A 19,633-nucleotide genomic window follows, 5' to 3' on the forward strand; every position below is an offset into this window, starting at 1 on the left:
GGCGACGACTGCCGAAAATATATTGACTCAACTGACTAAACCGGTATAGTTGGCTAAACCGGTTCAGTTGGCGGTGGCAATCCGCGGCTGGCGATCAATGAGGAGACCCCCGTGAGTGCTGAGAAGGTGACCATCGCCGATGTGGCCAGGACGGCCGGCGTGAGCAAGGGCCTCGTCTCCTTCGCTCTGAACAACCGGCCAGGCGTCGGCGCGGAAACCCGGGTGCGCATCCTCCAGGTTGCCCAGGACCTCGGCTGGAAGCCGTCACTCCGAGCTCGCTCGCTTTCCACCCAGCGTTCCTTCGCGCTCGGCCTCGTGATCGCCCGGAACCCGGAGGTTCTCGCCTCCGACCCGTTCTTCCCGTCGTTCATCGCCGGCGTCGAATCGATCCTCGCCGCCGAACGCCGCGCGCTCGTGCTCAGCGTGGTGCCCGACGAGGAGACCGAGCTGCAGACCTACCGCTCGCTGGTCGCCGACGGGCGGGTGGACGGGGTCTTCCTCAGCGACCTGCGCCACAATGACGCCCGCATCCCGCTTCTCACCGAACTGGGCCTGCCCGCGGTCACCCTCGGCCGCCCCGACGGTGACAGCCCGTTCCCCGCGGTCACGGTCGATGACACGCCGGGGGTCACGGCATCCGTTCGCTACCTCGCCGAGCTCGGTCACCGCCGCATCGCGCACGTCGCCGGCAGCCCGAACCTGCTGCACGGCACCCGCCGCCGCGAGGCGTTCGCCGCAGCGATGGCAGCGGCCGGCCTGCCTGAGGGGCAGACCGTGGAGACGGACTTCTCCGTGGGGGCCGGCTCCGACGCCACCCGTCAACTGCTCGGCCAGGCGATCCGGCCGACCGCCATCGTGTACGCCAACGATCCCATGGCGATCGCCGGGCTCGGCGTGGCGCACGAGCTCGGAATCCGGGTTCCGGAGGATCTCTCGATCACGGGTTTCGACGACATCGACTTCTGCCGCTACGTGTTCCCGCCGCTGACCACCGTCAGTGCGGCGCCGGCGGTGTGGGGCCGCGCCGCCGCGACGACCCTGCTGCAGCTCATGGAGCACGGCCACGCCGATGACGTGGACCTGCCGGCAGCCCGGCTCATCATCCGAGGCTCGGCCGCCCCGCCCCTTCGCCCCTGACCGACCGATTTTTTGCCAGAACTCACCCGCAGCAGGGCTGCTGCGATCCTAGGAAATGGAGAAAGAAATGCACAGCAAGGGATTGACCCGGCGGATCCTCGCCGTCACGGCCGCTTCGGCCACCGTGGTGCTGGCGCTCGGCGCCTGCGCCTCCGGCGGGACGAGCGGCGACGCCAGCACGGCGCGCGGCCCGATCACGATCTGGTACTCGAACAATTCGAGCGAGATCGAGTGGGGCAAGCAGATGGTGACGGCATGGAACGCCGACCACCCGGACGAAAAGGTCAAGGCGCAGGAGATCCCGGCCGGAAAGAGCAGCGAGGAAGTCATCGGCGCTGCGATCACCGCCGGGAACGCTCCCTGCCTGATCTACAACACCGCCCCCGTGGCCGTGCCGCAGTTCCAGAAGCAGGGTGGACTCGTCGACCTGAGCAGCTTCAAGGACGGCGCCTCCTACATCGAGGACCGCAGCGGCGAGAACGCCGCGCAGTACAAGAGCGATGACGGCAAGTTCTACCAGATGCCGTGGAAGTCCAACCCTGTGATGATCTTCTACAACAAGGACATGTTCACCAAGGCCGGGCTCGACGCCGAGAACCCGTCGCTGGCCACCTACGACGAATTCCTGGCCACTGCCCGCACCCTCGTCTCCAGCGGCGCGGCCAAGAACGCGATCTTCCCGTCGCCGACGAGCGAGTTCTACCAGAGCTGGTTTGACTTCTACCCGCTGTACGCCGCCGAGAGCGGCGGCAAGCAGCTGGTCAAGGACGGCAAGGCCACCTTCGATGACGCCACCGGCGTGAAGGTCGCCGAGTTCTGGAAGACCCTGTACACCGAGGGTCTCGCGAGCAAGGAGAAGTACCAGAGCGACTCCTTCGCTGACGGCGTCGCCGCCATGTCGATCGTCGGCCCGTGGGCCGTGCCGGTCTACAAGGACAAGGTCAACTGGGGTGCTGTTCCCGTTCCGACCAGCGCGGGCACTGCGGCAGACAAGACCTACACCTTCAGTGATGCCAAGAATGTCGCGATGTACTCGTCGTGCAAGAACCAGGCCACCGCCTGGGACGTGCTGAAGTTCTCGACCAGCAAGGCGCAGGACGGCCAGCTCCTCGACCTGACCGGCCAGATGCCTATCCGCGCCGACCTGCCGACCGCGTACCCGGAGTACTTCAAGGCCAACCCGGCCTACCTGCAGTTCGGTGACCAGGCCGCTCGCACGGTCGAGGTTCCCAACGTGTCCAACTCGGTCGAGGTGTGGCAGGACTTCCGCGACGCCTACTCCAAGTCGGTCATCTTCGGCGAGGGTGACGTGAAGAAGTCCCTTGCCGGCGCAGCCGAGAAGATCAACCAGTTGGTCGCGACGAAGTAGCGTCTGCCAATGTCCACCACCGCAACAGCGAACCCGGCCGCCGGGAGATCCACTCGATCTCCCGGCGGGCGGGGCCCCCGCCGCCGCGCGCTCCTGGGCAAGAACCCGATCGGGCTCCTGCTCAGCGCGCCGTACCTCGTCTTCGTCATCGTCGTCTTCGCGTATCCGCTCGTCTTCGCCGTGTACATGGCCTTCCACGACTACTTCTTCGCCGCCCCCGGCGCCCAGGTCGACCGCCCGTTCGTCGGCCTCGCCAACTTCCAGGAGGTGCTCTCCGACCCGGCCGTGATTCGCTCATTCGGCAACGTCGGCGTCTTCCTGCTGATCAACGTGCCGCTGACCGTGGTGCTCTCGCTTGTGCTCGCGACTGCCCTCAACAAGGCCGTCCACGGCCGCACGTTCCTGCGCGTGGCCTACTACGTGCCGTACGTGACGGCGAGCGTCGCTGTCGTCGGCGTATGGCTGTTCCTGTTCAGCGGGAGCGGCCTGGTCAACCAGTTGCTCGGCCCGCTCGCCCCTGATCCGTCCTGGCTGATCAGCCCGACCTGGGCGATGCCCACGATCGCCCTGTTCGTCACCTGGAAGCAGCTCGGTTTCTACATCCTGCTCTACCTGGCCGCACTGCAGAGCGTGTCCAAGGAACTCTACGAAGCCGCGTCGACCGATGGCGCCGGCGCCGTGCGCAGTTTCTTCTCCGTCACGATCCCCGGTGTGCGACCCGCGACGGTGCTCGTTCTCCTGCTCTCGACGGTGACCGGCGCGAACCTCTTCACCGAGCCGTACCTGCTCACCGGCGGCGGCGGCCCGAACGGGGCATCCACCTCGCCCGTGCTGCTCATGTACCAGAAGGGCATCGAGCAGGGCCACCCCGGCACTGCTTCGGCGATTGGAATCGTGCTCGTGATCGGAGTTCTCATCATCGCGTTCCTCCAGCGTAAGTTCGCGGGCGGTGACGAGTCATGAGCCGCGGTCAGAACATCCTCCGCGGCGTCGTCCTGACGGTCGGCGCGGTCGCGTTCCTGTTCCCGTTCTACTACATGATCATCGGTTCGCTGCAGGCTTCGCCTGACTCGACCCCGGGCGGTGCGTTCCCGAACCCGGCCAACCTGACCCTCGAGAACTACACCGACATCAACAGCCGGATCAACCTGATGCGGGGCCTGCTCAACTCGGGGATCTTCACCGGCGGAGTCATCGTCGGCACCCTCGTGTTCGGGGTTCTCGTCGGCTACGCGCTGGCCCAGCTGCAGTGGCGCGGTCGCGGAGTCACCTTCGCCCTCGTGCTCCTGGTGCAGGTCGTGCCGTTCCAGCTGCTGATGATCCCGCTCTACGTCATGATCGCCCGGGACTACGGCCTCGCCGACAACTACCTGGGCATGATCCTCCCGTTCGCGATCAACTCGACCGCCGTCATCATCTTCCGCCAGTACTTCCTCCAGGTTCCCCGGGACCTGTTCGACGCTGCGAGGATCGACGGGGCGGGCGAGCTCACCGTGCTGACGAAGATCGCCATCCCGCTCGTGCGGCCGGCGATCCTGACCGTCGTGCTGCTGACGTTCATCGGACCGTGGAACGAGTTCCTCTGGCCGTTCCTCGTCACCAAGGAGGCGTCGATGCAGCCCCTCGCGGTTGCGCTGGCCAACTACATCAGCAATGTGGCCGCCACCGCGGCCAATCCCTTCGGAGCCGTCCTCGCCGGAGCCTGCGTGCTCGCAGCCCCGGCAGTCCTGCTCTTCATCGTTTTCCAGCGACACTTTGTCTCCACTGATATCGGCTCCGGCGTGAAAGGTTAGAAATGTCTACCCCCGTGAAATTCCCCTTTACCCTGACCAGAATGGGCGTCATCATGACGCCCGAAGACGGCAACGACCTCGAGGCCGAAGGCGTGCTCAACCCGGGCAGCGGCCACACCCCCGACGGCACCCTGTACCTGCTCCCCCGCCTGGTTGCCACCGGAAACGTCTCCCGGGTCGGCCTGGCGAAGGTCGTCATCACCGACGGCGTGCCCACCGGCGTCGAACGTGAAGGCGTGGTGCTCGAACCGCACCAGGGCTGGGAACGCGGCGCGAACAACGCCGGCGTCGAAGACCCCCGGGTCACCTTCATCCCCCGGCTCGGACTGCATGTGATGACGTATGTCGCCTATGGCCCGCTCGGCCCCCGCACGGCGGTCGCCGTCTCCAGCGACCTGCGCGACTGGCGCCGGCTCGGCCCGGTACTGTTCAAGTACGACGAGGCACTGGACATGGACCTCAACCTGTTCCACAACAAGGACACCGTCTTCTTCCCCGAGCCGGTCACCGGCCCGGACGGAGTCGAGAGCTTCGCGGTGCTGCACCGCCCGATGTGGGACCTCGGCGAGGTCAAGCCGGGCGAGGGCATCCGCGTTCCGGCCGGTGTCACCGACACCCGGCAGAGCATCTGGATCAGCTACATCCCGGTCGCCGACGTGCTGGCCGACATCACGAAGCTGACCTTCTGGAGCGGTCACCGCTTCCTCGCCGGACCGGAGTTCCCGTTCGAGGCGCTCAAGATCGGCGGCGGGCCTGCCCCGCTGCGCGTCCCCGAGGGCTGGCTGCTGATGCACCACGGCGTCACCGGTACCATCGACGGCGCGTTCTCCCAGCAGCAGAAGGTGAACTACTCGGCCGGAGCGATGATCCTCGACGCCGACGACCCCACCATTGTGCTGGCACGCACCAGCGAGCCGCTGCTCAAGGCGGAGACGCCGGACGAGATCAGCGGAATCGTTCCGAACGTGGTCTTCCCGACCGCGATCGAGGAGATCGACGGCGTGCGCTTCGTGTTCTACGGCATGGCCGACTCGAAGATCGGCGTCGCCCGCCTGGACCACGTCCCGGCCTGAGACCCGCGGCGCTGACCCCGGGGTCGAACCCGACCCCGGGGGTCGAGCCCGGCCCCGTACCGAATTCAGGCGCGTGGCCCAGAACAGTGCGACGGATGCCCGCCGGCGCCCCGAACTCGGGCTGTTCTCCTGAATTCGGAACAGGCATGACTGCTCGTTTGCGACCGACCGGGGGCTACTGCCCCCGGTCGGTTTTGGTCGTCGACGAGCACGGGCCTGGTGCAGTCGGGGTCTCGACAAGTTCGACCACCGGGACCGGGCGGGCGTGGTCTCGACAGGCTCGGCGAACGGGACGGGGAGGCGAGGGTCTCGACAAGCTCGGCGACCGGGACGGGCAGGCGAGGGTCTCGACCGGCACGATGACCGGGACGGGCGAGGGACGGGTTACGGGGCCGGGGCAGGGGCCGGAGGTGCCGGGGGTGTGCCGGGAGCGAGGAGGCCGAGGGTCGCCTTGATCCGGGCCTCGGCTTCGCTGTCGGCGTTGCTGGCGGCGATGTTCGCCTCGGTGACCGCGCGCACGACCTCGTCCCGTTGGATCCCGACCCCGCGCGGGGCGTCGATCCCGATCCGGATGCTGTCGCCGCGCACGTCGAGAATGGTGATGACGATGTCGTCACCAATGAGGATCTTCTCCCCCTGTTTGCGTGTAAGTACCAGCACCAGCCCAGCCTAGCGCGACCCGTCTGCAAGGCCCGGGAGGCTCGGCACCGCCGCCAGCGTCGTGGCCGTCGCCGGGGCTCCGTCCACCCAGCCGATCGGCAGGCCCAGCTCGTCGACCGTGCCCGGCGTGCCGGTCGTTGCTGCCCCGACGACGGCGACCGCGTCGATCTGCGTGATGGCGGCCAGCGCGGCCGCCCAGCGACCGGTGTCCGACGGTTTGCGGCCGGCCTCCACCACCAGCCAGACCTGGTCGGCGCCGATCGGCGCCAGCGTGTCGGCCAGGGCCGCGACCAGCGCCATCGAGTCGGCCAGGTTGCCGCCCAGGCCGAAGGCCACGAAACCGGTCTGGCCGCGTTCGACTCCCCTGGCCCTGGCCGAGAGCGCGGTGCGGCGGTCGTCGGCGCGTTCGGCATCACCGGAACGGGCCGCCCCGGCGACGAGTACCTCGCCGGCCCCGGTGAGCGCCATCGATCGCGCCACCTGGAGCGCGGCATCCGGGAGCCCGACCAGAACGACCAGGTCGCCGTGCCCGGAGAGGGGCCGCGGCACCTGGGTCGCCGGCGCCGGTTTCGGGGCCGACGGCACGAAAGGCGGCATCGCCGACTGCACGGGCATCGGCCCGGTGTCCGCGTCGCGCACGCGCGTCGAGGTGAGCACGATCGGGGCGGGTTCCGGCTCGGCCTGGAAGGTGAGCTCGTCCATCAGGTAGGCGAAGTCGGCGGAGTCGGTCGACAGCGTCGGCTGCAGGTCGGCCTGGAGCCGGGCCTCGGCCGCGTCGGCGTCGTCGAGGAGGGCGGCGATGCCGAGCCTGGCCTGCAGGTCGAGTCGGGAATGGGCCCCGCGTCGCCGACGCTCGGGCACCTCGACGGTGACCTCGAAGTGCCGCTTGGCGAAGAAGCCCCGGATGCCGCCGACGGTGACGCGTTCGGCGGCGACGATACGCGCATCCGCCCCGTGCTCGGAGAGGATGCGCGCCTTCAGCTCCTCGAGCGTGGCACCCTCAAGCAGAAATCGATTCGGTTCCACGAACCACTCCCACCGTCTCGATGGCGACGTTCGCGGACGTCACCTCCTGGTAGGAGAGCACCGGCAGCCCACCGGCGTGCGCGGAGACGAGACGGCGAATGGCCGGTCGCAGCGCGGGCGCGCAGACCAGCACCGCGGTCAGCCCGCTCGCCTCGACGTTCGCCAGCGCCTCCTTGAGCGAACCGAGGATGGCGTCGATCCGGGCAGCGTCGAGCATGATCTGGGTGCCCTGCTCGGAGGGACGCATCCCCTCGAGCATGGACTGTTCGAGCCCCGGCTCGATCATGATCACGCGGAGCAGTCCGTCGTCGAGGTACTGGGCGGTGAGGGCCGGGCCGAGCGCCTGGCGGGCGGCCTCGACGAGGCCCTCCGGGTCGGCGGAGACCTTGGCCCGCAGCGAGAGGGATTCATAGATGCGGGGCAGGTCATTGATCGGAATCAGCTCCACCAGCAGCCCCTGCAGCACGCGCTGCACCTCGGCGAGGGAGAGCAGGCCGGGGATCAGGTCGTCGACGGCCGACGGGTTGACCTGCTTGACCCCGTCGGTCAGCACGCGCACGTCCTCCCGGGTGAGGAGCCGGGCCGCGTTGCCGGTGATGATCGAGGAGAGGTGGGTGACGAGCACGGAAACCCGGTCGATCACGGTGGCGCCGGTCATCTCCGCGCTGTGCCGCATCTCGCTCGGCACCCACTTGCCGGCCAGCCCGAAGACCGGTTCGACCGTGGCAGTGCCGGGCAGCAGGTCGAGGGCATCGCCGAGGGCGAGGACCTTGCCGGCGGGCGCCGTGCCACGGCCGGCCTCGACACCGGCGATGCGGATGACGTAGGTCGCCGAGGGCAGGTCGACGCTGTCCCTGGTGCGCACGGGCGGCACGACGACGCCGAGGTCCATCGCGATCTTGCGGCGCAGGGATCGCACCCGGGCGAGGAGGTCGTCCTGGGCTCCGGAGACGAGGTCGACGAGGTCGGGCGCGAGGAGGATCTCGAGCGCGTGCACCCGCATCGTCTCGATCAGGTCTTCGGCGGTGTCCGACCGCGGGGCGAGGCTCTCGGCGGCGACCGCGGCATCCTTTCCGGCCTGGTCGCGCTCTTCGCCGGCCTTGATCCGCCGGGAGAAGAGGATCAGGGCCACCCCGATCACCACGAACGGGATGATCGGCATGCCGGGGATGAGCGCCATCAGCAGGGCGGCGGCCCCGGCGATCATCAGGGCGTTGCGGGACTGGGTGAGCTGGGCGGACGCGGTGGAGCCGATGTCGGACTCCGCGTTGGAGCGGGTCACGATCATGCCGGTGGACACGGCCATCAGCAGGGCAGGGATCTGGGTGACGAGGCCGTCGCCGATGGTCAGGAGCGAGTAAGTGCTCATCGCCTCGCCGATTTCGAGGCCGCGCTGGATCATGCCGATCGCGATGCCGCCGACCAGGTTGATGATGATGATGATGATGCCGGCGATCGCGTCACCCTTGACGAACTTCGAGGCGCCGTCCATGGCGCCGTAGAAGTCGGCCTCGGCGGAGACCTCGGCGCGGCGCTCCCTGGCCTGGGTGTCGGTGATCAGGCCGGCGTTCAGGTCTGCGTCGATCGCCATCTGCTTGCCCGGCATGGCGTCGAGGGTGAACCGGGCCCCCACCTCGGCGACGCGCTCGGCGCCCTTGGTGACCACCACGAACTGGATCACGACGAGGATCAGGAAGATCACCGCGCCGATGATGATCGACCCGCCGACGGCGACCTGGCCGAAGGACGCGATGACCTGGCCGGCGTAACCGTCGCCGAGCACGAGACGGGTGGAGGCCACGTTCAGGCCGAGCCGGAACAGGGTGGCCACCAGCAGCAGCGAGGGGAAGACCGAGAAGTCGAGCGGCTTCTTCACGAACATGGTGGTCAGCAGCGTGACCAGGCCGAGCAGGATGTTGATGATGATGAGGAAGTCGAGGAGCACCGCCGGCACCGGCACGACGAGCAGGAGGATGATGCCGACGACGCCGATCGGCACGGCGAGTTTGGCGAGGTTGCGGTTCATCGGTGGCCTCCGGCCGTCAGGGCAGGTTCGGTTACGGTGTGCACGCCGGACCCGGCGCCGGAGCCACGGGTCTTCAGGGCCATCACGAAGGCCAGCACCCGGGCGACGGCGTTGTAGAGCTCGACCGGGATTTCCTGGCCGATCTCGCACTCGGCGTGCAGGGCGCGGGCGAGCGGGATGTCGCGCACGATGGGGACGTGGTCGGTCTCGGCCTGCTCGCGGATGCGGGCGGCGATCACTCCGGCGCCCTTCGCCACGACGCGCGGTGCTGACTTGCCCGGCTCGTACTTCAGGGCGACGGCGAAGTGGGTGGGGTTGATCAGCACGACATCCGAGGTGGCGACGGAGGCGATCATCCGGTTGCGGCTCATGGCCAGCTGCCGGGACCGGCGCTGGGACTTGACCTGGGGGTCACCTTCCGAGCTCTTGTTCTCGTCCTTGACCTCCTTCTTCGTCATCCGGGTGCGCTTGCGGTTGCGGCGGATCACGACGAACACGTCGGCGGCGGCGAGCACGAGGCCCGCGATCACCGCGGACTGCACCAGGGAGGCTGCGCCCCCGCCGGCCGCGCCGATCAGCGCCATCACGGGCAGGCCGCCCGCGGTCATCAGGATGGGCATCAGGCCCTGGATCACCATCGTGAGCACCAGCCCGACGGCGACGGTCTTCAGCAGCGCCTTGACGCCCTGCCAGACCGCCTGGCCGCCGAAGGTGCGGGCGAACCCGGTGACCAGGTTGAACTGCTCGTACTTTCCGGCGACCTTCTTGAAGTGCACACCACCCTGGGCGACCGCGCCGACCAGCACGGTGACGAACACGGCTGCGAGCATCGGGGTGAGCACGCCGGCCATCGAGCCGAGCGATTCGCCGAGCATCTGCACGGCCAATTCGGGGTCCGGCCGGGCGACGAGCGAGCGGATGCTGATCATCTGGCTGGTTCCGGCCTGGGCGCCGAGGGAGATGGTGACGGGGGTCATGATGGCGGCGGCGCCGATGCCGAGCCACGCGGTGAGGTCCTGGGACTTGGAGAGCTGGCCCTTGGAGCGCACCTCGCGCATCCGTTTGTCGGTCGCCTGCTCGGTCTTTTCGCCGGAGTCCGACATCTAGTTCACCCCCATCATCGTGCCGACGGCGTCGCCGGTCAGCGAGGAGACGATGCGCGGGAGCGCGACGAAACCGGCGGCGCCCAGCGACAGGGTGATCAGGATCTTGAGCGGGAAGCCGAGCGCGAACGCGTTGAGGGCGGGCGCCACGCGGGTGAGCAGGCCGAGGCCGGCGTCGGCGAGGAAGAGCACGACGATCAGGGGTCCGGCGATCTGCACCGAGGCGAGCAGCATCTGGCCGACCGCGGTGGTCACGGCCTGCATCGGCACGGCGAGGTTCATGCCGCCGCCGATCGGGAGCGCGGCGAAGGTGCGGGCGAGTCCGCCGATGATCAGCTGGTAGCCACCGGAGGCGAACAGGAGCGCCAGCGCGGTCATCTGGTAGAGCCTGGTGAACATGGCGCCGTTGACCATCGCCTGCGGGTCGAAGCCCTGGGCCAGCTGGAACCCGCCGAACATGTCGATCAGGTTGCCGGCGGACTGGATGGCGGAGAAGACGACGAGGACCAGGAAGCCGAGCACCCCGCCGACCAGGATCTCCAGGATCAGGGCGCCGATGAAACCGGCCGTGTCGGGCGAGACGTAGCCGGGGGTCACCTTCGGCGACACGGCCAGGGCCAGGCCGAGGGCCAGCATCCCCTTGATCCGCAGCGGGATCGCATTGTAGGAGAACGGCGGCGCCACGACGAGGAAGGCGACCATGCGCACCCCGGCGAGCATGACCGCTTCGATCCACGCGAAGTCCAGGGTGATGTTCATCAGCCTCCGCCGATGAGGGAGGGGATCTTGTCGAAGAGCATGTGCGTGAACGAGACGATCTCGGAGATCATCCAGTGGCCGGAGACGATCAGGGCCACGGCCACGGCGATGGCCTTGGGCACGAAGGAGAGCGTCACTTCCTGGATCTGGGTGATCGATTGCAGCAGGGAGATCGCGAAACCCACGACGAGGGCGGTGATCAGGATCGGGGCCGACAGCATGCCGGCCACGAGGATGCCCTGGAGCCCGATGTCGAGAACGGCGTTGGTGTCCATCAGCCACCCCGGTAACTGCTGATCAGGGTGGTGATGATCAGACCCCACCCGTCGACGAGCACGAAAAGCAGGATCTTGAACGGCAGGGAGATCATCACCGGCGGGAGCATCATCATGCCCATCGACATCAGGGCGGCGGAGACGACGAGGTCGATCACGAGGAACGGCACGAAGATGACGAAGCCGATGATGAACGCGGCGCGAAGTTCGGAGATCATGAAGGCGGGGATCAGCGTGAGCAGGTTCACCGCGTCGGCGTTCGCCGGGTTGGCCTGGTCGGCGGCCCTCGTCATCAGGGCGAGGTCTTCCTCCCGGGTGTGCGCGAGCATGAACGTGCGCAACGGTCCGGAACCGATGCTTACCGCGTCATCGAAAGACAGCGTGCCGTTCAGGTAGGGCTGCAGGGCGTGCTCGTTGATGTCGGTCAGGATCGGCGCCATGATAAACAGCGACAGGAACAGGGCCAGGCCCGCGAGCACCTGGTTCGGCGGGATGGACGGCAGCGCGAGGGCGTTGCGGGTCATCGCCAGCACCACGAAGATCTTGGTGAACGAGGTCATCATCAGCAGCAGCGCCGGTGCGACCGACAGCAGCGTGATGCCGATCAGGGTGACGATCGCCGAGGACGGTGAACCGTCCGGCCCGTTGATCGACACGTTCAGTCCGCCGCCGGCCGGCGTGGCCGGGGCGGCCGGGTCGGTCGGCGGGGTGGGGTCGACCGGGGCGGCGTGCCCGGCCGGGGCGATGACGAGCACGATCGCCGCCACGATCACGACGAGCAGTGCCGCCATCACGAATGCCCTGGCGATGCGCCACCGCCGGTCTGCCCGGAGGGCTGCGGGGTTCACCGTCCCTGCCGGAGGGCGGCTGCGGTCTGCTGCCACGTCGCCGGCGAGAGGATGGAGCCGCCCAGGCGGCTTTGGTTCGGCCTGGCCTGGCCGGTGCGGGTCTGGGCGGACCGGGCGGCCACACCGTGGCGCGGGCGCAGGATGAGCGGCGGGGCCAGCTCGGATTCGGGGTCGGGGTCGGTTACCGCGTTCACGACGGCACCGGTGGCCGCTGCGTCGAGCGACCGAGCGAAGACCGAGTCGCCGGCCGCGGCATCGGCGTCGGCAGGCGGGGCGTCGCAGTCGTGCAGCACGTTGACGTTCTGCTCGGTCACGCCGAGCACGAACCGGCGGCCGTCGATGTCGACGACGACGACGGATGCCTTCTGGCCGAGGCCCTGGCGGCCGACCACGGTGACGAGGTTCTGGCTGCGCGTCGCCCGGGAGCCGCGGGTCAGGCGTCGCTGGAGCGCCCAGAGCAACCCGAGCACGGCGGCCAGGGAGAGGGCAACCCGGAGAGCGACGAGGAGGGTGTCCACCTAGGTCAGGCTCTCGGCCACGTCGAGGATCTGGGTGATGCGCACGGCGTAGTCCTGGTCGACGACGACGATCTCGCCGTGCGCGATCAGCCGGCCGTTCAGCAGGATGTCCGCGGGGGCCCCGGCCGAGCGGTCGAGCTCGATGACTGCGCCGGGTTCGAGGGCGAGCACGTCGCGCACGGACATCCGGGTGCGCCCGATTTCGACGGTGAGGGCCATTTCGACGCTGTTGATTCGGCCGAGCTTGCCGACCACCGAGCCAGTCCCGCGGCCGGTGGAGCCGATGGTTCCGTTGTCGCGCAGGCGGATCGCGAACCAGCCGGTGACGGCGCCGCCGCCGCTGAGTTCGTAGACGACGGTTTCGGCATCCGCGAACAGGGCGGTCGCGTCCTCGACCCTGGTCTCCCCCAGCACGCCGACCCCGAAGACGCCCGAGGCACCCTCGAGCGCCGGGCGCAACACGTCCTGGCTGGAGACCAGGGCGGATTCCGCTCCGGCCGCGGCGTCGAGCGACGCCGGGTCGGCCAGCACGATGGCGATGTCCGCCGAGGTCGCCCCGACGAAGGAGGCGACGACGGCGGCGCCCAGCCGGCCGGCCAGGGTCGCGCCGGAGCACGGCAAGGCCTGCAGCGACGTCGGGGTCGGCAGGAGCCCGATCAGGGCGTCGACGGCGGCGGCGGGCAGGGCGGTGGAGGTGGGGGTCATGCGAAGGTCTCCTCGGTGTCGATGACGATGCAGGCCAGGCGGGAGCCGTTGGAACCGACGGCGGCGCGTGCGAGCGGCTGGCCGTCGACGACGACGTCGAGCGGGCGGTGCTTGGAATGGGGAATGGCGAGGACGTCTCCGACGGCGAGGCCCAGGATGACGCTCGGCAGCACCCGGATCGGGGTGAGCTGCAGGGACACGTCAACCGGCACCCAGGCCAGCTGCGCGTGCAGGAGGTCCTCGGGGTTCGCGGCGTTGTTGGTCGGGTTGGCTTCGCCGAGCTGGGGCAGGAGCGTGTCTGCCGGCAGGGCGAGGGTCGCGGTGGCGGTCGATTCGCCGACCCGCATGGAGAAGGTGGCGACGATCATCAGGTCGCCGGTGGCCGCGGCCTGGGCGAACTGCGAGTTGTACTGGATGCCGCCGACGACGATCGGCGCCACGAGCAGGGCGCCGAGGCAGTAGCGCAGGTCCTCGAGGGCGTCGTCCATCAGCCGGCGCACGAGGGCCTGCTCGATCTGGGTGAAGACGCGCTCCGGGGCGAAAGTGCTGCCCGAGCCGCCGAGCATGTGGCTCACCCAGGACAGCGCGGCCGCCGCGGGGAACTGGATGACGGCCTTGGCGCTGAACCCGGTCACCGGGCAGAGCACCATCGCCGTCGTCGCCGGCAGGGACGACGCGTATTCGTCGTAGGTGCGCATGATGACGTGTTCGCAGGTGACCTGCGACAGCACCCGCACCTTGGCGGTGAGCTGGGTGCCCCACTGGCGGGCGAAGGTTTCGAAGGCGAGCTCCAGCACGCGCGAGTGCTCGCGGGCGAGCGTCGTCGGGCGACGAAAGTCGTACACCTCGACCGTGCGCGCCGCCGAAGCGGGCACACCAATCACTGCTTGTTCCTGGACCGTCACGACAAGGACTATCGGTCGACGGACTGCGCGCGTTAGCAGTACCGACGCGAAACTTGTGTTGCGGGGTCCTCCCCGCCGGCTTGCGTGATCAGTGCCCCGTCTTGGTGGTGGTCTTCCCCGTCGTGGTGGTCGTGGTGGACGTCGGCGTCCTGGTGGTCGTGGTCGTCGAATCTGCGGATGCCGCCGGTGCCGCCGGGGGCTCGGCCGAGGCCGCCGGGGCGGGGATGACCGCCGTGCCGTCGAGCACCGACGGGATGAGCGCCCGGACGGCCTCCGGCTGGCTGGAGAGCATCACCACGTCGACCCGGCGGTTCTGGGCCATCGCGGCAAGGTCTGAGCCGGTCGCCACGGACCTCGCTGAACCGTAGCCGACGGACGAGATGCGTTCCTGGGCGATCCCGCCGAACTCGACCAGCCGGCGCAGCACCGCGGTCGCGCGGGCGGAGGACAGCTCCCAGTCGGTCGGGTAGTTGACCGTGATGCCGTGCCGGTCGGCGTGACCCTCGATCTTCACCTCGTTGGGCTGCGAGGCGAGGATCGGCGCGATCGTGTCGAGCACCTGGAGGGCCTGGGGGCTGAGGTCGGCGAGGTTGGGCGCGAAATAGGCCTCCGAACCGACCAGGCCGACGGTCAGGCCGCGCGAGTCGATCACGAACTGCACCATGCTGCCGATCCCCTTGGCGTCCACGGCATCCTGAATCGCCTTCTGCGCCGAACTGAGGTTCTTCACCTCTGCGACGGCGAGGTCCAGGTTGGTGAAGCCGGTCGCCTCGCCCTGCTTGACCTTGTCCTTGGTGACGACGACGCCCTTGGCGGTGTCGACCTTGCCGACGTCGGTGGCGCCGAACCCGGTCGCGAGGGAGTTCTTCAGTTGCACGAACTTGGACTGGTCAACCGATGACATGGCGAACAGCACGATGAACATGCACATCAGCACGGTGACCATGTCCATGTAGGACGCCATCCAGCGCTCGTCGACGTGCTCGACGTGCTCCTCTTCGAGGCCCCGGCTGCGGCCGCGTCCCCGGCCGTGCCCGCTCATGCCGCCTTCGGCAGGGACTTGGCCGCCTTGTCTGCCTTGCCCGCCTTCGTCGACTTCGAGGATTCCGCCGGCACCATGGCCCGCAGCCGTTCGCCGAGGAGGCGAGGCTGGCTTCCGGCCTGCACGGCGAGGGCGCCTTCGAGGAGCAATGTCATCCGCTCCACCTCGATGTCGGAGAGGCGCTTGAGGCGGTTGCCGATCGGGAGCCAGAGGAAGTTCGCGGAGAGGAGACCCCAGAGGGTGGCGACGAACGCAGCGGCGATCAGGGGGCCCAGGGTGGAGGGTGTGTCGAGCTTCTCCAGCACGTGGGTGAGCGAGATCACCGTTCCGATGATGCCGACGGTGGGTGCGTAGCCGCCGAGGCTGGTGAAGAACTTGGAGGCGTTGCGGCTGGCCTTGGTCCGAGTGGCCAGTTCGTCTTCGAGCAGGATGCGCAATTCGTCACCGTCGGTGCCGTCGGCGATGTTCTGCAGCGCGCCGCGCAGGAACGGGTCGTCGACGTTGTCGGCCTCCTGCTCCAGGGCGAGCAGGCCGGCGCTGCGGGCCTTCTCGGCGAGACCCACGATCTGATCGATGACCTGCTGCGGCGGGGTGGTCTTGCCGACGAACGCGCCGGGCACGGCCTTGAACGCGGAGATCGCGTCCCGGATCGTTCCGCCGGCGATGCCGACGGCGATGGTCGCACCGAAGACGAGCACCATCGGGGCCGGAAGCAGGATCGAGGAGACGTGGCCCCCCTCGATGGTGATCATCGCGAAAAGCGAGCCGAAGGCGAGGGCGATTCCGATCAAGGTTGCGGGATCCATCAAAGCCTCCGCGGGCGCTGGGGCTGCACGGCCCCCGGCGCGGGGGGGTCTTCAATCGCGTGCGGACCGCTGACGATTTCGAGCGGTCTGGCGCCGCTGCTGTAGTCGGCATCCGAGGTCAGATAGGCCAGGGAGATCACGTGCGCCCGGAAGCGGGCGATTTTCTCGATGACCTCATCGAGGCCCTCCGTGACGATGAATTTCGCGCCGTCGACCATGACCAGGGTCGTGTCGGGGCTGGCGTGGATCCGCTCGATCAAATCAGGGTTGATCGCAAACTGGCTGTCGTTCAGCCGCGTCACAACAATCATCGGGCCCATCCATGGTCTCCGGACGATTCAAGTAACCGTCGTGAACCACTGTCGGTCGCCCTGCCCGGGCCGTTAGTTGCCGGCCGGGGCCGTCTGCCCGCGCACGGAGCGGTGCCCCTCGCCGAACGGTGACTTGAGCACCATTTCCGGCCGGCAAAGTCATACGGTCGTAGCAACGCTCTGATTCAAGGAGCGTTTCATGGTCAAGTTGTTTCCCCCGAATACCCGTACTGAGTTCCTGGATCTGGTGTGTGGGGGGATGTCTGTTGATCGCGCCGCCCGGCGTGTTGGAGCGGCTGGAGCGACTGGGACGAGTTGGTGGTCCCAGTCTGGTCAGATGAGAGTATATATGGGCCACGAGGGTGGCCTGTCCGATCCGGCTCCTTCTGCGGAGGGGCCGGGTCGGGCGTTGAGCTTGGCGGATCGAGGCATGATTCAGATGGGTCGGCGCAGCGGGCTCAGCTATGCCGAGATCGGCGAGGCGATCGGCCGGAACAAGTCCGTCGTCTGGCGCGAAGTGAACCGGAACACGAGCTCGGACGGGGTGTATTACGCGTCGGTCGCGCATACGAAAGCGCATCAGGCCCGGCATTGGCCGAAGCCGTTGAAGCTGGTCGAGAATGAGGTGCTGTGCGGGCTGATCGCGGTCTGGATGGATGACGGGTGGAGCCCGAAACTGATCTCGAAGATGTTGGCGCGCTACTGCCCTGAGGATCAGACTATGCAGGTGAGCCACGAGACGATCTACCAGGCGCTATATGTCCAAACCCGCGGAAACTTGCGGGCGGACCTGGCCGAGAAGCTCAGTCTGAAGCGGAAGAAGCGAGTTTCGAACGGCGCGGACCGCCGCAAGAACAGCCCCTACAAGGACGCGTTCAAGATCAGTGACCGGCCGGCCGAGGTGGCCGACCGGGCCGTCCCTGGCCACTGGGAAGGCGACCTCATCATCGGTTGTGATGGCACCGCGATCGGCACCCTCGTGGAGCGGTCGACCCGGTTCGTGATTCTGCTCCACCTGGAAGGCGATCACAGCGCGAATACGGTCGCTGCCGCGATGATCAGCGAGATGGGTGACCTTCCCGGCCACCTGCGGCGCTCAATCACCTGGGATCGCGGCACAGAGCTCGCCGACTACGCCCGGATCCAAACCGCGCTCGAGACGACGCTCTACTTCTGCGACCCGCACTCACCCTGGCAACGCGGCAGCAACGAGAACACGAACCGTCTCCTGCGGTTCTGGTTCGAGAAAGGCTCCGACCTCTCCATCCACACCCCCGAGGACCTCCGTCGCGTCGCCGCCACCCTCAACCGCCGGCCTCGCCCCACCCTCGATCTCGAGACCCCAGCCAACCGGCTGAACCAGCTGCTTCTCGCGGCATAAACCCCTGCGTTGCCTCGACCACTTGACTTTGCCGCCCGAAAACCCTGTAGAACTCACAGCTCGGCGAGGATTCACACTTGGGGGGGCAGACTGCGGGCCGGATCGGGATCCTCTCACGAGGACCGATCCGGCCCGCCAATCATTCCCTGCTACCGCTTGAGGTTGGTGAGCTCCTGCAGGACCTCGTCGGAGGTGGTGATAATGCGGGCGTTGGCCTGGAAGCCGCGCTGGGCGACGATCAGGTTGGTGAACTCCTGGGAGAGGTCGACGTTCGACATCTCGAGCGCTCCCCCAGTGAGCGAGCCGAGGCCGCCGCTGCCGGGGGCGCCGAGGGCGGCGTTGCCCGAGTTGAACGTGGCGCGGTACTCGGACGAGCCGGCCTTCTCGAGGCCGCCCGGGTTGGCGAAGGTGGCGAGGGCGATCCGGCCGATGGATGCCTGGCCGCCGTTGCTGAACAGGCCCACCAGGGTCCCGTCCTTGCCGAGGGTGAAGGACTTGAGGGTCCCGGCCTCCGCGCCGTTCTGAGAGTTGATCGTGGCGGTGGTGAGCCCGGCGAAGCCCTCCAGCTTGCCTATCTCGACCGCAACGGTTGCCCCGGTTGCGGTCGTGACAGTCAGGTCAGCAGCAGGAACAGTCTGCTTGCCATCGGTGAAGGAGATTGATCCGGTTGCTGTCGCGCCGCCGGCAACGCCCGACACGTTCCAGGCGCCCGCGCCGGCACTCGTGAAGGTGAGCGACAGGGTGCTGGCGGCTCCGGATGCGTCGTAGATCTTCACGTCGCGAAGGAGCGTGGTACCGGTAGCGGCATCGGACGGCAGGTTTCCGCCCATGGACGCCTTCGTCGTCGGGTTCGCCGGGATGATCGACTGCAGCGGCAGCGTGATGTTGCCGATGGCACCGCCCTGGTTGATGACCCCGTTGACGCCGTTCCAGCCCTGCACGATCGCGCCGGCCGGGGAGACCAGTCGGCCCTGGGCGTCGAAGTCGAACGCGCCCGCCCGGCTGTAAAGGGTTTCGCCGCCGAGCTGGGTGACGAAGAAGCCGTCGCCCGAGATCATGATGTCGGTCGCCTTGCCGGTGGCCTGCGAGGAACCCTGGGCGAAGTTGGTCGAGATACCCGCTACCTTGACGCCGAGGCCGACCTGGGCCGGGTTCGTGCCGCCGACTTCGGCCTGCGGGCCACCGGCACCCTGGCTCAGCTGCGAGAGGGTGTCCTGGAACTGGGTGGCCGAGGCCTTGAACGCGGTCGTGTTGACGTTGGCGATGTTGTTGCCGGTGACGTCGAGCATGGTCTGGTGCGAGCGGAGGCCGGAGATGCCGGAGTACAGGGAGCGAAGCATGGGATGCTGCCTTTCTGAAAGGGAGTGAGCCTGAGAAATCTGGAAAAGGGGTGGAGAGCTGTGCAGTGTGAGGGGCCCGGCCGTGCGGGCCGAGGTCAGGCGGTGGCCGTGGGGGTCGCCGCCGGATGCGCGGTCACGCCCGAGATCGCATCGAGGGCGATGCTCGTGCCATTTATGGTGACCTGCGGAACCTTCCCGGCGTAGGAGACGGCAGAGGCCGTGCCCGTTGCGCTCGTGCCGTCGGCCTTGGTGTAGGTGACGTCCTGGCCGACCAGGGCGGCCGCGGCCACGCGCATCTGCAGTGAGAAGTTCTCGTCGGCTGTGGTGGACAGGGCTGAGAGCTTCTCCATCATGGCCAGCTGAGTCGTCTGGGAGATCATCTGGTTGGTGTCCATGGGCGAGCTGGGATCCTGGTTGCGCAGCTGCGTGACCAGGAGCGACATGAACGCCTCGGAGTCGAGGGTCTGCTTCGGCGCCCGGGTGGGCGTGGTGGTGTACATGCCGGTGGCTGCCGGGGCGGCAACTGCGTCGATGGTCACGATGGTCTCTCTTCTGC

General features: G+C 68.2%; 21 protein-coding genes. 6 read left to right on the plus strand and 15 right to left on the minus strand.

Translation table 11 applies throughout. From position 1 onward, the window contains the following. The first annotated feature begins 111 nt into the window (after positions 1–111). From IWX89_RS09225 to IWX89_RS09245, 5 genes are all read left to right on the plus strand, one after another. A complete protein-coding gene (locus IWX89_RS09225) occupies positions 112–1,137 on the plus strand; it encodes a LacI family DNA-binding transcriptional regulator (protein ID WP_196903253.1) in 1,026 nt (341 codons plus the stop codon). 67 nt (positions 1,138–1,204) lie between these two features. Further along, positions 1,205–2,506, plus strand: coding sequence for an extracellular solute-binding protein (locus IWX89_RS09230; RefSeq protein WP_374220503.1), 1,302 nt, complete (start codon positions 1,205–1,207; stop codon positions 2,504–2,506). A 9-nt stretch (positions 2,507–2,515) separates the two neighbouring features. After that, positions 2,516–3,469: a carbohydrate ABC transporter permease gene (locus tag IWX89_RS09235; RefSeq protein WP_196903254.1), complete on the plus strand. Its 954-nt coding sequence runs from the start codon at positions 2,516–2,518 to the stop codon at positions 3,467–3,469. Beyond that, entirely contained in the window at positions 3,466–4,299 is an 834-nt protein-coding gene (locus IWX89_RS09240) for a carbohydrate ABC transporter permease (protein WP_196903255.1), read from the plus strand. Before IWX89_RS09235 ends, IWX89_RS09240 begins: the two co-directional genes overlap by 4 nt. Positions 4,300–4,340: 41 nt before the next feature. Next, complete coding sequence (locus IWX89_RS09245) at positions 4,341–5,372, plus strand: glycosidase (protein ID WP_374220504.1); 1,032 nt, start codon at positions 4,341–4,343, stop codon at positions 5,370–5,372. A 384-nt stretch (positions 5,373–5,756) separates the two neighbouring features. Here the strand turns inward: IWX89_RS09245 and csrA are convergent, their stop codons facing one another. From csrA to IWX89_RS09310, 13 genes are all read right to left on the minus strand, one after another. After that, complete coding sequence (gene csrA, locus IWX89_RS09250; protein WP_196903257.1) at positions 5,757–6,032, minus strand: carbon storage regulator CsrA; 276 nt, start codon at positions 6,030–6,032, stop codon at positions 5,757–5,759. A 9-nt stretch (positions 6,033–6,041) separates the two neighbouring features. After that, the gene (locus tag IWX89_RS09255; RefSeq protein WP_196903258.1) at positions 6,042–7,058 is read right to left on the minus strand and encodes a hypothetical protein; all 1,017 of its coding nucleotides are present in this window, start codon (positions 7,056–7,058) and stop codon (positions 6,042–6,044) included. After that, positions 7,033–9,084 carry a flagellar biosynthesis protein FlhA gene (locus tag IWX89_RS09260; RefSeq protein ID WP_196903259.1) on the minus strand — a complete coding sequence of 684 codons (2,052 nt, stop codon included), beginning with the start codon at positions 9,082–9,084 and terminating at the stop codon, positions 7,033–7,035. Before IWX89_RS09260 ends, IWX89_RS09255 begins: the two co-directional genes overlap by 26 nt. Next, positions 9,081–10,187: a flagellar biosynthesis protein FlhB gene (locus tag IWX89_RS09265; RefSeq protein WP_196903260.1), complete on the minus strand. Its 1,107-nt coding sequence runs from the start codon at positions 10,185–10,187 to the stop codon at positions 9,081–9,083. Before IWX89_RS09265 ends, IWX89_RS09260 begins: the two co-directional genes overlap by 4 nt. Next, the gene (locus tag IWX89_RS09270; protein ID WP_196903261.1) at positions 10,188–10,946 is read right to left on the minus strand and encodes a flagellar biosynthetic protein FliR; all 759 of its coding nucleotides are present in this window, start codon (positions 10,944–10,946) and stop codon (positions 10,188–10,190) included. It abuts the gene before it with no gap. Next, the gene (gene fliQ / locus IWX89_RS09275; protein WP_134508566.1) at positions 10,946–11,221 is read right to left on the minus strand and encodes a flagellar biosynthesis protein FliQ; all 276 of its coding nucleotides are present in this window, start codon (positions 11,219–11,221) and stop codon (positions 10,946–10,948) included. The genes IWX89_RS09270 and fliQ overlap by 1 nt, the downstream gene beginning before the upstream one ends. Further along, a complete protein-coding gene (fliP, locus tag IWX89_RS09280; protein ID WP_196903334.1) occupies positions 11,221–12,012 on the minus strand; it encodes a flagellar type III secretion system pore protein FliP in 792 nt (263 codons plus the stop codon). The genes fliQ and fliP overlap by 1 nt, the downstream gene beginning before the upstream one ends. A 53-nt stretch (positions 12,013–12,065) precedes the next feature. Then, positions 12,066–12,587 (minus strand): flagellar biosynthetic protein FliO, encoded by a 522-nt coding sequence (fliO, locus tag IWX89_RS09285; RefSeq protein WP_196903262.1) that lies wholly within the window; start codon positions 12,585–12,587, stop codon positions 12,066–12,068. Next, positions 12,588–13,292, minus strand: a complete 705-nt coding sequence (fliN, locus tag IWX89_RS09290) for a flagellar motor switch protein FliN (protein ID WP_196903263.1) — start codon at positions 13,290–13,292, stop codon at positions 12,588–12,590. It lies immediately after the preceding gene. Beyond that, positions 13,289–14,176 (minus strand): flagellar motor switch protein FliM, encoded by an 888-nt coding sequence (locus IWX89_RS09295; protein ID WP_196903264.1) that lies wholly within the window; start codon positions 14,174–14,176, stop codon positions 13,289–13,291. The genes fliN and IWX89_RS09295 overlap by 4 nt, the downstream gene beginning before the upstream one ends. 109 nt (positions 14,177–14,285) lie before the next feature. After that, positions 14,286–15,239, minus strand: a complete 954-nt coding sequence (locus tag IWX89_RS09300; protein ID WP_196903265.1) for a flagellar motor protein MotB — start codon at positions 15,237–15,239, stop codon at positions 14,286–14,288. Continuing rightward, a complete protein-coding gene (locus IWX89_RS09305; RefSeq protein WP_196903266.1) occupies positions 15,236–16,045 on the minus strand; it encodes a motility protein A in 810 nt (269 codons plus the stop codon). Before IWX89_RS09305 ends, IWX89_RS09300 begins: the two co-directional genes overlap by 4 nt. Then, positions 16,045–16,365 (minus strand): flagellar FlbD family protein, encoded by a 321-nt coding sequence (locus IWX89_RS09310; RefSeq protein ID WP_307836481.1) that lies wholly within the window; start codon positions 16,363–16,365, stop codon positions 16,045–16,047. Before IWX89_RS09310 ends, IWX89_RS09305 begins: the two co-directional genes overlap by 1 nt. A gap of 190 nt (positions 16,366–16,555) precedes the next feature. Here IWX89_RS09310 and IWX89_RS09315 point away from each other — a divergent pair, with 190 nt between their 5' ends. Continuing rightward, positions 16,556–17,737 carry an IS30 family transposase gene (locus IWX89_RS09315; protein ID WP_196903267.1) on the plus strand — a complete coding sequence of 394 codons (1,182 nt, stop codon included), beginning with the start codon at positions 16,556–16,558 and terminating at the stop codon, positions 17,735–17,737. Between the two features lie 149 nt (positions 17,738–17,886). Here the strand turns inward: IWX89_RS09315 and IWX89_RS09320 are convergent, their stop codons facing one another. Both IWX89_RS09320 and IWX89_RS09325 read right to left on the minus strand, forming a co-directional pair. Beyond that, a complete protein-coding gene (locus IWX89_RS09320; protein ID WP_196903268.1) occupies positions 17,887–19,077 on the minus strand; it encodes a flagellar hook protein FlgE in 1,191 nt (396 codons plus the stop codon). Between the two features lie 95 nt (positions 19,078–19,172). Next, positions 19,173–19,616, minus strand: coding sequence for a flagellar hook assembly protein FlgD (locus IWX89_RS09325; RefSeq protein ID WP_374220505.1), 444 nt, complete (start codon positions 19,614–19,616; stop codon positions 19,173–19,175). Between the last annotated feature and the right edge of the window lie 17 nt (positions 19,617–19,633).

This window comes from Cryobacterium sp. MP_M3 (assembly GCF_015752155.1).
In the GTDB taxonomy this organism is placed as follows: Bacteria; Actinomycetota; Actinomycetes; order Actinomycetales; family Microbacteriaceae; genus Cryobacterium.